The organism is Iodobacter sp. BJB302, from assembly GCF_002735645.1.
Lineage (GTDB): Bacteria > Pseudomonadota > Gammaproteobacteria > Burkholderiales > Chitinibacteraceae > Iodobacter.
Genome location: NZ_PDZG01000097.1, coordinates 1 through 13249 on the forward strand (window position 1 = coordinate 1; position 13249 = coordinate 13249).

Here is a 13249-nt window from a genome sequence, read left to right on the forward strand (position 1 = left end):
AACAGGACGCAGTAATCCGCGGGTTGTGAAACGACGAACTAAGCATTTTGCAAGTAGAAAAGGCACGGAAATTCTTAATCAACGGCATAACTGGGGAATAAAAATCATAAAGTGAACAGCATTGGGTTTGACCTCTGTTTTCTATTTTGTCCGAGCCTGTCAGATATTTTGGAGTAGAAATGCACCGTTTTGCTGAATTGAGTGATCTTGAAGCTGTTTTTGCCATCTATATGGATGCTAAGGTCGTCCACTTCCTGGGTTTTGATCCCATGCCCATCGAGGCATTTAAACCTGTCTTTTATGAACTCGTTGAGAGCCTCTGCTTCTTTGTGTACGAGGTTTCTGGAGAACTTGCCGGTTTTTATAAAGCATCCCGGCATCCTGGGCGGGCGAGCCACGTTGCATACCTGGGTTCACTGGCAGTTGCTCCGAAGTTTCAGGGGCAGGGCGTTGCTCAGATCATGGTTGAAGAGGCAATCGAGGAGCTTTGTCGTTCAGGAGCGAAGCGGATTGAGTTGATCGTCGAGTCTGACAACGCACGCGGTCTTGCTTTCTATACAAGGCTAGGGTTTGAAATTGAAGGCAAACTGAGAAAGTTCTATAAGCGCGCTCATGAGTCCACGTATGTTGATGATTACATCATGTCCAGGATCTTCGACTGAGTGTAAAAAGGTCTGCCACTCAGGGCTGGCCTGAATGATCAACGCGCTGATTACTCATTTTTATATTGGGGACGGGCTACGCTTTCCGCTAAGCCGCCCTGTATCGGACCTGTTTTTTTGGGAGACCATTTTGGCATTTGATGATCTTTATCGGCTGAGTGCTCATGCAGTCATTACCAATGATGCAGGGGAGGTTTTGCTGCTTAAGGCGACTTATGGATCATTGGCCTGGGGCTTGCCTGGTGGCGCATTGGAGCCGGGGGAAACAATCCATGAATGTGTGCAGCGCGAATGCCATGAGGAGCTTGGGCGCGATATCCATATTTTGCATCTGACGGGTGTTTATTATCACAAGGCTTATAATTCTCAGGCTTTTATCTTCAGATGCGATCTGCCGTCTCTGGATGAAATTATCTTAAGCCCTGAGCATTCAGAGTATCGGTTTACGCCTCTTTCTGAAATGAGCGCTGTGCAGCGCCACAGAGTGGAAGATTGCCTCAGATATAGTGGAGTTGTAGCCAGTGCGAAGTTTTAATTCATGTGATGGTCTGTATGTGCGGCAGCTTAGTGTTATCAACCCGCGCTGTTTACCTGCTCTTATGTTGAAGTCAGATTGGCGGCTTAAGCCTTTGCCCAAGCCGCCTTCCCTCGCTTAATCCTACAATCTATTGCCGCATTGCAATCGCAACCCTGTTCAGGGCATTCATATTGGCAATGGCAAATGTCAGGTCTGATATTTCTTGCTCGTTAAAATATTTCTTTAAAAGCTCGAAATCAGCATCGGGGGCGTGAGTGGTGGCGATTTGGCTGAGTGATTCGGCCCATTGAAATGCTGCACGTTCTTGTTCGCTAAAGAGCGGGCTGCTGTGCCAGCCAGCCAGGCTGTCTAAACGCTCGCTATTTTCCCCTGCGGCTCTTAAGGCTTTGCTATGCATTTTCAGGCAAAACGAGCAGCCGTTGATTTGCGAAACACGCAAATACACCCATTCCAGCAGCGTTTTATTTAATGCGCTGTTTTCTAAATAGCTTTTAACACTGCGTAATCCCGTAAGTGCTTCGGCGGATAAATCAAAGTAGGGGAGGCGTAGCTGGCTCATTTTAAGCTCCTGGTTGATTGGCTGCTAAATTGCGGCTCAGCACGATGCGCTGGCTAAGCCGCTGTACGCTTGGTGCACAGAGCATGACGATGGTAAAGGCTGCGGGCCAGGCGGTGATAAAGGCTCGGCCCCAGCTGGCAAAAAAATGGCCATTCAGTCCGGCCACAATCCAGGTGACCCAGCCGCTCATCACGCCGGACATCAGCAGCGACATCAGAAAAGAGAAAACCCAGCGGAATTTTTGCGCATCAGACATATTGCTTAACTCTTGTGTGTGTTGAATGAAGATGAGCATAGCAAAAGCGGTTAAATGAAAATACAATCATAAAATCAAAGTTAAATTCCAAAAATGAAATCATGCTCGATGATCTGGCGCTGTTTGTTTGTATTGTGGAAGCAGGCAGCTTAAGCGCTGCGGCAAAGAAAATGGATTTACCACCGGCCACGCTGACCCGGCGTTTGCAAAAGCTGGAGCTGCAGCTGGGCTGCCGCTTACTGAACCGCAGTGCGCGGCGTATGCAGGTAAGCAGTGAAGGTCAGCAGTATTACGAGCAATGCCGCCCGCTGCTGCAAGCTTTGCAACAGGCCACGCAGGCATTAGATGCCACGCAGCACAGCGTAAGCGGGCTGGTGCGCGTATTGGCGCCGATTAATCTGGCCAATGGTATTTTCCGCTCCTGCTGGGCCAGCTTTATGCAAAAGTATCCTGAGGTAAGGCTGGAATTAAAACTGAGTAATTTGCAGGAAGACTTAATTGCCAGTGGTGCTGATCTGGCGCTCAGGGCGGGCGAGCAGCAGGATTCCAGCTTTAATCAGCGCCGCCTGGGCGAGGTGCATTGGGTAACGGTGGCCTCTGCCGCTTATTTGCAGCGCAGCGGCGCGCCACTTACACCGGATGATTTACACCAGCATCAGCTGATTCTGGCCGAGCCGATGACGCGCTGGGTGTTTGTGCATAAGGCGAGTGGGGAAGAATGCATCGTGCAGGGCCAGGCGCGATTCAGGGTAAACGAGATGGCTTTGGCGGTGCATATGGCTAAAGAGGGCGTGGGGATTTTATCCTGCCCGGTTACCGTGTGCTGCGAAGAGCTGGCGGGCGGCGCTTTGCAGGAAGTGTTGCCACAATGGCAGGCCGATTCCCGTGCTGTGTATGCCGTGTGGCCACAACAACGTTATCTATTAGAGCATCTTTTGGCTTTTGCAGCGCAGGAGCCATTGCTGAATGGGGCAGAAGGGCTTAATTAATAAACTGAATATTGTGCATACTGCACCATGCTTTGATTTCTCTTTCGCTGCATTCTTTTTCAAAGCGATACCAGGCGGCCAGTAACTGATGCCGGTCAGCCCAATCTTTAAACCGGCCAAAAGCACCCTGATGTCTGAACATGGCCTGCACTTCATTATATAAATCAGGAGCATATTCTTCGGCAAAACAAACGGGCAATTGGCTGCCTAAGCCCAAATCATTTTTTGTGGGTAAAGGCAGGTAAAGGTCTGTATCATCCAGATTGCCGGGTAATTCTTCCAGATCAATTGCATCTAAGTATTCAGACCGCAAATAAATTTTGCCACTTTCAATATGAATAAATCCTTCACAGCTTTGGAAAGGATCACCACTCATAAAATCAATGGCTTCAATGATATCGCTTAATTTAACTTTCACAGCTATTGCTCCGCTATCTGTATTTTTTTAAGAGATAGTTTGTGATCAGTATTTAAACTAATTAATCAAATACCGATAAAGTAAGAGGGTATTAATATACCCGTCATTTTACCCGGAGTGCAATAAATATTTCAGCTTAACTTATGAGTCATTGTATAAAAATTGCATATGCACTGCCTGGATGCGGGGGGCTTAAAGCAGATAGCACTGAGCCATGAAAGGAAAATCCTCTGATCATGCTCTGCAAGATGAATGATTTGCTTATGTGTTCGTGCCAGCAAGGCTGGTTTAATTTAATACCATGATGATTGATTATTGGTTATTTAAGCCATTTTTTTCTTTGAAATCCCGCTCTATTTTTTTGTATGTGCCGTTTGTTTTTATTTCCTGCATGCCTTTTTCAAAAATATCCGCCATGCGCTGCCCGTCTTTATGCGATTTAGAAAAATTAAGATAAAAAACACTTGTTTCAACCAGACCCACTATTTTTATTTTCCCTTTGTAATTACGATTGGCATTAATCATTAAAGTACCAGGTGTGGTATTGATGACACCATATTGCACTCTTTTAAGCAGGATTTTTTTGAGCTGGGTATCATCAAATGGTGATTCATCCCTGATGATTTTTTTATTATCCATTAATACGTTGGGATAGGAATAGCCATGGGTAATGCTGACTGTTTTTCCTTCTAAATCTTTGACGGTTAAATTTTTATCTTTTGAATCGCTCAGAGCAAAAATAGAGAGGCCTTCTTCAAATAAGGGGGTTTTATGCCAGATGTATTTGTTTTTGTTTTCTTCGGTAATGGAGGTATCAAAGCAGGCCACCGCCTTGCCGCGTTCAACCTCATAAAGGCAGCGGGCAAAGGGCACGGGATTAAATTTAACCTCTATGCCCTGGGTATGAAAAGCTGCGCTGACCAGTGAGGGGGAAAGCCCTTCAATCCCCTGTTTATTTCGGGTCATGGAAGAGAAGGGTGCCCAATCGTCCTCAGCATTGATGATCACTGTTTCGGCATAAAGCGAAGCAGATAATAAAATGCTGGCAAAACAAAGGCCGGTTAAACGCATATCTCTGCCTGATTATTAATTACATGATTGACCTCTGATTTATAGCACGCTTATCTGCGTAATATTTTTATAGATTTTGTGGCTTTAAATAAGCACCGCTTCAGTTTCTCTAATGCCTGTTTGTAAGCGCCACAGTGCCGCATAGCTGCCATTGGCTTCGAGCAGTATCTCGTGCGTGCCCGCCTCAACAATTTCGCCCTGCTCCATCACATAAATGCAGTGGGCATTACGCACGGTAGACAGGCGGTGTGCCACGACCAGAGTGGTGCGGCCTTTGGCTATTTTATCCAGCGATCTTTGAATTGCCGCCTCGGTTTCGTTATCTACCGCGCTGGTGGCTTCGTCCAGTACCAGAATTTTTGGGTCTTTGAAGATCGCTCTTGCCAGTGCCAGGCGTTGGCGCTGCCCGCCCGATAGTTTTTGCCCGCGCTCGCCAATTTGGGTGTCGTAGCCTTGTGGCAGGCGCTCGATAAATTCATGTGCTTCGGCGGCCCGCGCTGCTGTGATCACGGCGCTCATAGCCACATCGCTTTGGCCGTAAGCGATATTTTGCGCAATGCTGGCATCACTTAAAAACACATCCTGCCCCACATAGCCAATGGCACGGCGCAGATCGAGCAGGGCAATATCTTTGCTTTCCATGCCGTCGATTTTAATACTGCCGCTGCTGGCGTCGTAAAAACGCAGCAGCAGTTTTAGCAGCGTACTTTTGCCAGATCCGGTTGCGCCCACAAAAGCCACGGTTTGCCCTGCGGCGATATGCAGGGAAATATCTTTAAGTACAGCTTGCTCGCCATAGGCAAAGTGAATGTGCTCAAAGCTGAGCGCACCTTTAACCTGGCCCAGCGGCTTGCCTTCGTAATGGATATGCACAGGGCTATCAAGCAGATTAAGCACCCGCTCAATCGCCGTCATCGAGCGCTGGTAAAGATCGGCAATATCGGCAAGGCCAGTCAGTGGCCAGAGCAGGCGTTGAGTCAGAAACACCAGTACCGAATAACTGCCTACGCCAATCTGGCCATGCAGTGCCAGATAGCCGCCGTAAACCAGCGTCACCACAAAGCCGGACAAAATAGCCATGCGGATGATGGGAATAATGGCCGACGAGAGCTGAATCGCTGCGGCATTGGTTTGGCGGTAATGATTGCTGGCATCAAAAATATGCGCCGCTTCAAATTTTTCGGCAGTAAAGGCTTTGATGGTGGCAATGCCCAGCAGATTATTATTTAAGCGCCCGCTGATCACTCCGGCCGCTTCACGCACGGCGGCGTAGCGGGGGGCAATGCGGCGCTGAAACCAAAATGCGCCAAATAAAATCAGCGGCACAGGCGCAAGCGCAATCAGGGCCAGCTGCGGTGCAATATAGAAAAACACCGCGCTGCACATCAGCGTGGAGCAGAGCACCTGAATAATGCTATTGGCCCCGCCATTTAAAAAGCGCTCCAGCTGATTAATATCGTCATTCAAAATCGACATTAACTTGCCGGTGCTCTTGTTTTCAAAGTAAGACAGCGGCAGTTTTTGCACATGTCGGTAAGCGTCTAAACGCAGATCATGCTGCAAGTTTTGCGCAAGATTACGCCAGCGGATTTGATAAAAGTATTGGAATAAAGACTCGCCACCCCAAATAAAAACCGTAATTACACCTAAGTAAAGCAGCTGGTGAAAGCTGTCTGTTACCCCGAGTGTGGCGATAAAAGAAGTCTCTCGATTCACCACCACATCGACCGCAATCCCAATCAAGATCTCAGGCAGGATATCGAAAAATACATTCATCACCGAGCAGAAGCTGGCCCAGAATGCATCCCTGCGATATTGCCCGGCGTATTGAAACAAGCGGCGAAGTGAAGGCATGGCATAAGCCTGGAGAAATAAAAAACCAATGCTAAATGAATATCAATTGGATGTGGAGAAAGTTTTGGGTGGGGAGGGGGAGATTGTGAGGAAAGGCCGTCGGCTTACGCTGCGCTAACCACGACCTACAAAGGTATTTTCACACTTACCTCGCCCCAAACACCATCCGCTTTGCAAAGCCTTTTCTCAGCCAGCCCATTTGGTCCATGGCGATCAGGCCTAAGCTGCGGCCGTGTTTGAGCAGGGGGCCGGGGTGGTCGAAGTAGGTGATCAGGCCATCGGTAAAGTGGGTCACAAGGCCAGCGTCTTTTTTTCTGAGGCGGGCGTAGCGGGCAAGTTGCTCCGGCTCGCCGATTTCATCCTGGCGGCTTGCAATAATCACCCCGGCCAGCGTGGTGGCATCACGCAGACCAAGATTCATCCCTTGGCCTGCCACGGGGTGTAGCGTTTGCGCGGCATTGCCGATCAAAACCACACGGCGGCCGACTACGGAGTTGAGTGTTTTTAAAGCCAGCGGCCAGCTGGCGCGCGAAGCCACGCTGTTAAATCCTGCGATACGGCCTGAAAAACGCTTGCTGACTTCGCGAATAAAATCTTCATCGCTCATGGCGAGGCGCTCGCTGGCCAGCTCTGGGGACTGTGGCCAGACAAGGGTGAAATCCTTGCCATTGGGCAGGAGTGCCAGGGTGGCATCATCCGCAAAGCGCTCATAAGCCATGCCGCCATGCGGCTCGGTGGGTGTGAGCTTGGCGAGGATGGCATGCTGCTGGTAAGGCTTGATGGTCTGGATAATATCGTCCAGCTGGCTAATCAGCTGGCCGCCGTCAGCAAGTACCACAAGGCGGGCAGTAAGCTGCTCTTCTCCGCTGGGGCCGTCGATTTTTATTTGGGCAAAGCGGGCCAGCCGCGTGATTTTAATGACGCGATAGCCCAGTGCTGCTTTGGCTGTGCTTTCGCTAAGCGTGCTGAACGCGCGGCGGGCCAGCTTGTCATAGTCCACCACAAAGCCCAAAGCAGGCAGGCCCAGCTCGCTGGCCAGTAGCTCAGTGCGGCCAATTGTGCCCTGCTGCGAGATATGTACCTGGGTGATGGCCGTAGCGGCCAGCTCGGTCCCCCATAAACCCACTTGATCTAAAGCTTCAAAGCTGGCCCAGGATAAGGCCAGTGCACGCGGGTCGGCTTCAATTTTGGGTTTGGCATCAAGCAGCAGGGCATCAACGCCTGCTGCTGCCAGCCTTTGCACAACCAAAGCGCCAATCGGGCCACCGCCAACAATCAGCACATCTACGTGGAGGGGGAGTTTGTCTAAGAGCATATCGACCTGAGGAAAAATTTGAGGCAAGGGATGAGTTTAAGGTCATAAGCAGGGTAGGTGAAACCCCATACGCGCTCACAAAATTGTTTTTATTAGCAAAAATAACCAAAAAATGTAATGACTGCGCTCTCTGCATGGGGCTTTTTAAAGTCCCCTTGAAACACGCCGGAGCGAGGAACAAGCGGGGCGGGGTTTCGGCCAGGGAGCGAGCTGGCGAGCCAATCCCGCCTGCCGCCGCCTCGATTGTCCGCAGCGCAGGGGTCTTCGTGTTTCGTGGGGGCGCCTTCTTTGGCTTCGTTTCTTGGCGAAGCAAGAAAGGAAGGCCCCCGCGGTGGCTACCGCTCCAAAATAAACGTGCCGAAGGCACTAAAAAGATGTTTTTGATCTTGCTTAGCGTATGGCGGCTTTCACCCGCCATACAAAAAACACATACCTTACCTTGCCATAATCGCTTCAATTTCTGCCACGGTTTTCGGGCAGCTGGCATCCAGGTTTTCCATGCCATCACGGGTGATCAGCACATCGTCTTCGATGCGCACGCCGATGTTTTCAAAGTGTTTGGGCACATTGGCGGCGGGGCGGATGTAAAAGCCTGGCTCTACCGTCATCACCATGCCGGCTTCCAGATTACGCCATTCACCTTTGATTTTATAAGCACCGGCATCGTGCACATCCAGACCCATCCAGTGGCCTGTGTTGTGCATATAAAACTGCTTATAGCTCAGCGATTCAAGCACGCCGTCGAGCGAGCCTTGCAATAAGCCTAAATCGATCATGCCCTGGGCCAATACACGCACAGCCGCTTCGTGTGGCGCGTTCCAGCTTTTGCCAGCGCGGCAAACATCGAGCGCTGCGTATTGGGCGGCAAGGGTGATTTCGTAAACGTCTTTTTGCGGGCCGCTGAATTTGCCGTTTACCGGGAAGGTGCGGGTGATATCAGAGGCATAGCCGCCGATCTCGCAACCGGCGTCGATCAGCAGTAAATCGCCATCCTTCATGCGGGCATTATTTTCACCGTAATGCAGCACGCAGGCATTGGCGCCTGCTGCCACAATGCTGGAGTAAGCAGGAAAGCGGCTGCCCTGACGGTAGTAATCGTGCAGAATTTCGGCTTCTACTTCGTATTCCATTTGCCCCGGACGCGCAAAGCGCATGGCGCGCACGTGGGCCGCCGAGTTGATTTGCCCGGCCTGGCGCAAGAGGGCGATTTCAAACTCATCTTTAAATAAACGCATTTCGGCAATGGTGCCGCGCACATCGGCGATTTCATTCGGGGCTGTGATGCCGCTGCGCACCTTGGCGCGTACGCCGTTTACCCAGCCTGAAACTCGGCTGTCCCATGCTGCATTGTGGCCATAAACGGTATGCAGGCGGGGCTGGTTTTGTAAGAGCTCCACCATTTTATTGTCGAGCTCTTCAATGGAATAAGCGGCATCAAAGCCAAACTGCTCACGGGCCGCATCAGGGCCGTGGCGGTGGCCATCCCAGATTTCGCGCTCTAAATCTTTAGGGCGGCAGAACAGAATATTTTGTGTGCTGTCTTCGCTGATGACTTGTACAAAAACGGCATCGGGTTCATTAAAACCAGTGAGGTAATAAAAGCTGGAATCGTAACGAAACGGGTAGGTTGAATCGGCATTACGAATGATTTCAGTGGTATTGGGCACAATAACCACACCTGCAGGTAAGCGTGTGGACAAGGTTGCACGGCGGGTTACGTAAGGCTGCATGGATGGATTTCCCAAGTAAGGTAGGCAGATTATACGGCGAGGCGCAGCGCAGCACGTGTTTTTACTTACTTGTGGATTTTACTTATTGTGTTGGGATCGGAGAAGTCCGCATGTGCGCTAACTAAAGTCAAAAGACTTTTTATTAGTGCCTTCGGCACATTGATTTAGGTGCGGGCGTCCCGCTGGACCTTCCTTTCTTGTGTGGCCAATAAACGAAGCCAAGCCACAACCTCAAAAACACGAAGGCTCCTGCGCTGTGGACAATCGAGGCGGCGGCGGGCGGGATTGGCTCGTTCCTCGCTCCCAAGCGATCCCCCGCCCCGCTTGTTCCTCGCTCCGGCGTGTTTCAAGGGGACTTTAAAAGGCCCTATGCAAAGAGCGTGGCTATTATGCTTTTTCGCTGTTTGCTAATACAAAAAGCTATTTGCTTAGCGCGTATGGGGTTTCACCCGACCTACATGGTGGGGCCTATTTTTTTGCCGCACCTAAGGATGCTTTAATGGCTTGAAAGCGTTTAGTGCTTTCTGCGCCTCCTGCGTAGTTTTCGAGTTTGTCTCCGATCACCTCTTCAATGGTATTGAGCCTGTCGCTTGGGCTGGGGTGGGTGCTGAACATCAGTGCCACTGTGCCTTCCTGCGGATTGATGCTGCCCAGCGTTTGTAATACCGAGACTAAGCCGTAGGGGTTGTAGCCCGCTCTGGCAGCTAAAACCATGCCGCCAATGTCTGCTTCATATTCATCGCCCTTGTCGAGCCCCCTTACAAACAGCTCCAGCGCATTTTTACTGCCAAGTGAAACAAGCTGCGAGGCTGTGCTGTTTTTAACGTTATCTGCTCCGGCCTTGGCGATATTGCTGCCTACTTTTTGCCATTTCCCGGATTCAATGGCCTGCATATGGTGGCGTTTCAGCGTGTGGGTAATTTCGTGGGCTAATACACCGGCTAATTCTGCTTCATTACGAAAGGCATCAAACAGCCCTCTGGTGAGCAGGATATAGCCGCCGGGGGTGGTAAAGGCGTTGATATTGGGGCTGTCTATGACGCCAAAATGGAACACTCTGTCGGGCTGTTCAGATTGTTTGACAATCCACATGCCTACCTGGTTTACATAGTGCTGCAAGGCAGTATTGGCCACTAAAGGCGCAGCTCCCAGTAAGAGCGAGGCAGCGCTTGCACCAATGGCCTCTTCTTCTGCTGGCGTTGCCTTGTGCATGGCATCGGCCGTGTTTTTTACCCCTTCAATTAAATTACTGATATCCAGTTTGCCAAAATCAAAGGCAAAAGCGGCAGCAGGCAATAAGCAGGCCAGTATGGTCAGGCGGATACGCATGATTAGTTTCTCCTGTTTTTTGGGCTGTCATTAGAGGCAGGGGTTTTTTCCATGACGATATACGCCACTTCCTGCGCGATCAGTTTTTCTTTGGCAGCGCTTTTTTGTGCTTCTGCTTCACTTGATGTGAAGTTTTTCAGCCTGGCCAGCTCTTCAGGGTTGGGCTGGGCATTTTGCAGCTGCTCGGCGGACAGCCCTTTTACCCCGGTGGTGACGGTGCTGCCGGAAGAGCCTGTCTTAAATGGATTTAATGAAGCCAGAGTGCTGCCTTCGCTGCCTTTGCCTGTTCTGACATTCAGTAATTTGATCCAGCCGGTAAGCTTGTTCTCGCTTTTGACCTGCATCCACGCGCCCTGGCGCATCTGGATATCGACCACATTGTCTTTTTTAAGCTGGCCAATCACGGCAGCATCCAGAAAAGGTTTATCGCGTAAATCAGAATCGCGGATCACACTGGCCGTTTCGGCCCAAGTGGTGCTGCCTAAGGCGAGCAGCAGCCATAGTCCATTTTTCATGATGTCTTCCTTACGTCTTCAGAATTTAAACGGGGTTCAAACAGCTCCACTTCTTGCTCGCGGCCTTTCACATGAAAGCTGCCGTGCGGTATAAATTGAAAATGTTCATTGCAGGCCAGCCGCGTGGCGTCGGATATCAGCACGCGGGATATGCCCTTGGTCAGGCCCTCAATCCGTGAGGCGAGGTTGACCGAATCGCCAATAATTGTGTAATCCAGCCGCGCATCCGAGCCAATAAAGCCCACCACGGCGGGGCCGGTATGCAGGCCAATGCCGATATCAAAATCAGCACCCAGATCAGTCAGCTCGGTTTTAAATTTGACCAGTGCTGCCGACATTTCAATGGCGGCAGCTACGGCGTGTCTGGCGTGCTCGTTGTCATTCATCGGCGCGCCCCAAAACGCCATAATGGCGTCGCCAATAAACTTATCCAGCGTGCCGCCGTGGCGAAAAATAATCTCAACCTGCTGGGAGAAATAACGGTTGAGCAGGCCGACGATATATTCAGGTGTGCGCGTTTCAGACAGCGTGGTAAAGCCGCGAATATCAGAAAACAAGATGGTAAGCTCTCGTGATTCGGCCTGCTGGCTGCTATGAATTTCGCCTTGTGCCACCAGCTGGCGGACCACGCGTTGATCCAGAAATCGGCCAAATAAATTGATGGCCTGCTCGCGCTGGGCTTTTTCTGCCAGATAGGCGAACAGCGCCGCCAGCCAGTAATAGACCCAGGCCCAGGCTATGGCGGCGGCAATGGGCCAGTATTGCTTGTGGCCAAGGCCCAGCCAGAAAATACCTAAGCCCAGCAGTGTAGCCACCAGCAGTGCGCCGCCTGAATAAAGGGTGTTTACCTTGCGCTGAAAACTCAGAAATAAAACCAGGATCAGCAACAGCCCCAGCGGTGCAAAATAGACGCGGGCAGGGGTTTGCAGCCAGTCGCCGTGCTGCAGATTATCGATGGATGTGGCCAAAATCTCGACGCCAGGGAAGTTGGCTGAAAGCGGCGTAGGGCGCAAATCCTGCAAGCCCGGTGCGGCGGTGCCGATAATGACGATCTTGCCGCTTAATTCATTGGCAGGGCGTTGTGGTTTTTCGCGGTTGAAATCAAAATAGAGATCGCTGTAGCTGATGTGCTGATGTGCTTGCGACCAATTGATGCGGATATCGCTGCCTTGGGGCATGGGCCAGTTAAAGTCTGCCGCGATGCGGGCGGGCAGGGAAGGCAGGCGCCAGCCTTGGGTTTCGGCGTAAATCCAGTAATGGCGGCCGATTCCATCGGCGTCTTTTTTAAAATTGATCAGGCCGCCACGCCAGGTTTCAGGCGGCAGCACCAGCGGTAAGAGCAAAGGGGCACGGGCATCGGGCTTTGCGTCCTGCGTTTTTTTCAGGCCGTAAACAGCAGGTAAATCGGCGAGCCGTGCGCCAATACCATCCACCAGCAGGGTGCTGGGCAGGTAAATATTGTGCAGCTGTAAAACGGTGTCTCTGAACAGCTGATCGCTGTCGGCGCGAAAGGTATCGGGCTCGTTAAATAACACATCAAACACAATGGCTTTGGGCTGATGTGCGGCAATTGCACTGAGCAGCTCGGCATGAATGGCGCGTGGCCATGGCCAGCTGCCCGCTACTTCATTCATGGTTTCCAGACTTTTCTGATCGATATCGATAATCACAATATTGGGGGATGCGCTGCGGCGGCTGGCGTTTTTCTCCAGCAGCCAGTCGCCGCTTCTGTCATCAATCACGGCGCTAAAATTCAGCCAGCCGTAATCTAATATCAGTAAGCTGCTCAGCAGAATAAAGATTGAAAGATAGGAAAAGCGTTGCAGCATGACTGCGCCCGTAAAGATGCTTCCTGATCTTTATAGTGCTCAAAAAAAAAGCCCGCATTTTGAACTGCACCCCAAAAGTTGGACACCCGTCCATATTTTTGGGGTGTTTTTATGTCCAAGTACTCAACGCAATTCAAGCTCTCTGTCGTTCAGCAATATTTAACTGGCGAAGCGGGTATCAAAA

13 protein-coding genes are annotated in these 13249 nt (G+C 50.8%); 3 read left to right on the forward strand and 10 right to left on the reverse strand.

The genetic code is table 11. From position 1 onward, the window contains the following. Positions 1-179: 179 nt before the first annotated feature. Together CSQ88_RS20430 and CSQ88_RS20435 are read left to right on the forward strand one after the other, a co-directional pair. Positions 180-662, forward strand: a complete 483-nt coding sequence (locus CSQ88_RS20430) for a GNAT family N-acetyltransferase (protein ID WP_099399917.1) — start codon at positions 180-182, stop codon at positions 660-662. A gap of 34 nt (positions 663-696) precedes the next feature. Further along, positions 697-1197, forward strand: a complete 501-nt coding sequence (locus tag CSQ88_RS20435) for an NUDIX hydrolase (protein ID WP_218963160.1) — start codon at positions 697-699, stop codon at positions 1195-1197. Positions 1198-1327: 130 nt separating this feature from the next. Here CSQ88_RS20435 and CSQ88_RS20440 read toward each other — a convergent pair whose 3' ends face one another. Next, on the reverse strand, positions 1328-1759 hold the full coding sequence (locus CSQ88_RS20440) for a carboxymuconolactone decarboxylase family protein (protein WP_099399918.1): 432 nt from the start codon (positions 1757-1759) through the stop codon (positions 1328-1330). 1 nt (position 1760) lies between these two features. Next, positions 1761-2015, reverse strand: a complete 255-nt coding sequence (locus CSQ88_RS20445; protein ID WP_099399919.1) for a DUF2798 domain-containing protein — start codon at positions 2013-2015, stop codon at positions 1761-1763. Positions 2016-2116: 101 nt separating this feature from the next. Here CSQ88_RS20445 and CSQ88_RS20450 point away from each other — a divergent pair, with 101 nt between their 5' ends. Next, positions 2117-3004, forward strand: a complete 888-nt coding sequence (locus CSQ88_RS20450; RefSeq protein WP_099399920.1) for a LysR family transcriptional regulator — start codon at positions 2117-2119, stop codon at positions 3002-3004. Here CSQ88_RS20450 and CSQ88_RS20455 read toward each other — a convergent pair. From CSQ88_RS20455 to CSQ88_RS20490, 8 genes are all read right to left on the reverse strand, one after another. Next, positions 2997-3422: a UPF0158 family protein gene (locus CSQ88_RS20455; RefSeq protein ID WP_099399921.1), complete on the reverse strand. Its 426-nt coding sequence runs from the start codon at positions 3420-3422 to the stop codon at positions 2997-2999. The two genes, CSQ88_RS20450 and CSQ88_RS20455, sit on opposite strands and share 8 nt — an antisense overlap. Before the next feature lie 312 nt (positions 3423-3734). Then, entirely contained in the window at positions 3735-4493 is a 759-nt protein-coding gene (locus CSQ88_RS20460; RefSeq protein ID WP_099399922.1) for an ABC transporter substrate-binding protein, read from the reverse strand. Between the two features lie 84 nt (positions 4494-4577). Then, on the reverse strand, positions 4578-6347 hold the full coding sequence (locus CSQ88_RS20465; RefSeq protein WP_099399923.1) for an ABC transporter ATP-binding protein: 1770 nt from the start codon (positions 6345-6347) through the stop codon (positions 4578-4580). A 145-nt stretch (positions 6348-6492) separates the two neighbouring features. Then, positions 6493-7689 carry an FAD-dependent monooxygenase gene (locus CSQ88_RS20470; protein ID WP_180273752.1) on the reverse strand — a complete coding sequence of 399 codons (1197 nt, stop codon included), beginning with the start codon at positions 7687-7689 and terminating at the stop codon, positions 6493-6495. A 407-nt stretch (positions 7690-8096) separates the two neighbouring features. Continuing rightward, positions 8097-9392: a Xaa-Pro aminopeptidase gene (pepP, locus tag CSQ88_RS20475; RefSeq protein WP_099399925.1), complete on the reverse strand. Its 1296-nt coding sequence runs from the start codon at positions 9390-9392 to the stop codon at positions 8097-8099. A gap of 468 nt (positions 9393-9860) precedes the next feature. Beyond that, positions 9861-10721: a M48 family metalloprotease gene (locus tag CSQ88_RS20480; RefSeq protein WP_099399926.1), complete on the reverse strand. Its 861-nt coding sequence runs from the start codon at positions 10719-10721 to the stop codon at positions 9861-9863. 2 nt (positions 10722-10723) lie between these two features. After that, the gene (locus tag CSQ88_RS20485) at positions 10724-11236 is read right to left on the reverse strand and encodes an SH3 domain-containing protein (protein ID WP_099399927.1); all 513 of its coding nucleotides are present in this window, start codon (positions 11234-11236) and stop codon (positions 10724-10726) included. Further along, on the reverse strand, positions 11233-13065 hold the full coding sequence (locus CSQ88_RS20490; RefSeq protein ID WP_099399928.1) for an adenylate/guanylate cyclase domain-containing protein: 1833 nt from the start codon (positions 13063-13065) through the stop codon (positions 11233-11235). The genes CSQ88_RS20485 and CSQ88_RS20490 overlap by 4 nt, the downstream gene beginning before the upstream one ends. Between the last annotated feature and the right edge of the window lie 184 nt (positions 13066-13249).

Coding starts and splice junctions, on each gene's coding strand:
- CSQ88_RS20430 (WP_099399917.1), top strand. CDS start 180: ATGCACCGTTTTGCTGAATTGAGTGATCTTGAAGCTGTTTTTGCCATC.
- CSQ88_RS20435 (WP_218963160.1), top strand. CDS start 697: ATGATCAACGCGCTGATTACTCATTTTTATATTGGGGACGGGCTACGC.
- CSQ88_RS20440 (WP_099399918.1), bottom strand. CDS start 1,759: ATGAGCCAGCTACGCCTCCCCTACTTTGATTTATCCGCCGAAGCACTT.
- CSQ88_RS20445 (WP_099399919.1), bottom strand. CDS start 2,015: ATGTCTGATGCGCAAAAATTCCGCTGGGTTTTCTCTTTTCTGATGTCG.
- CSQ88_RS20450 (WP_099399920.1), top strand. CDS start 2,117: ATGCTCGATGATCTGGCGCTGTTTGTTTGTATTGTGGAAGCAGGCAGC.
- CSQ88_RS20460 (WP_099399922.1), bottom strand. CDS start 4,493: ATGCGTTTAACCGGCCTTTGTTTTGCCAGCATTTTATTATCTGCTTCG.
- CSQ88_RS20465 (WP_099399923.1), bottom strand. CDS start 6,347: ATGCCTTCACTTCGCCGCTTGTTTCAATACGCCGGGCAATATCGCAGG.
- pepP (WP_099399925.1), bottom strand. CDS start 9,392: ATGCAGCCTTACGTAACCCGCCGTGCAACCTTGTCCACACGCTTACCT.
- CSQ88_RS20480 (WP_099399926.1), bottom strand. CDS start 10,721: ATGCGTATCCGCCTGACCATACTGGCCTGCTTATTGCCTGCTGCCGCT.
- CSQ88_RS20485 (WP_099399927.1), bottom strand. CDS start 11,236: ATGAAAAATGGACTATGGCTGCTGCTCGCCTTAGGCAGCACCACTTGG.
- CSQ88_RS20490 (WP_099399928.1), bottom strand. CDS start 13,065: ATGCTGCAACGCTTTTCCTATCTTTCAATCTTTATTCTGCTGAGCAGC.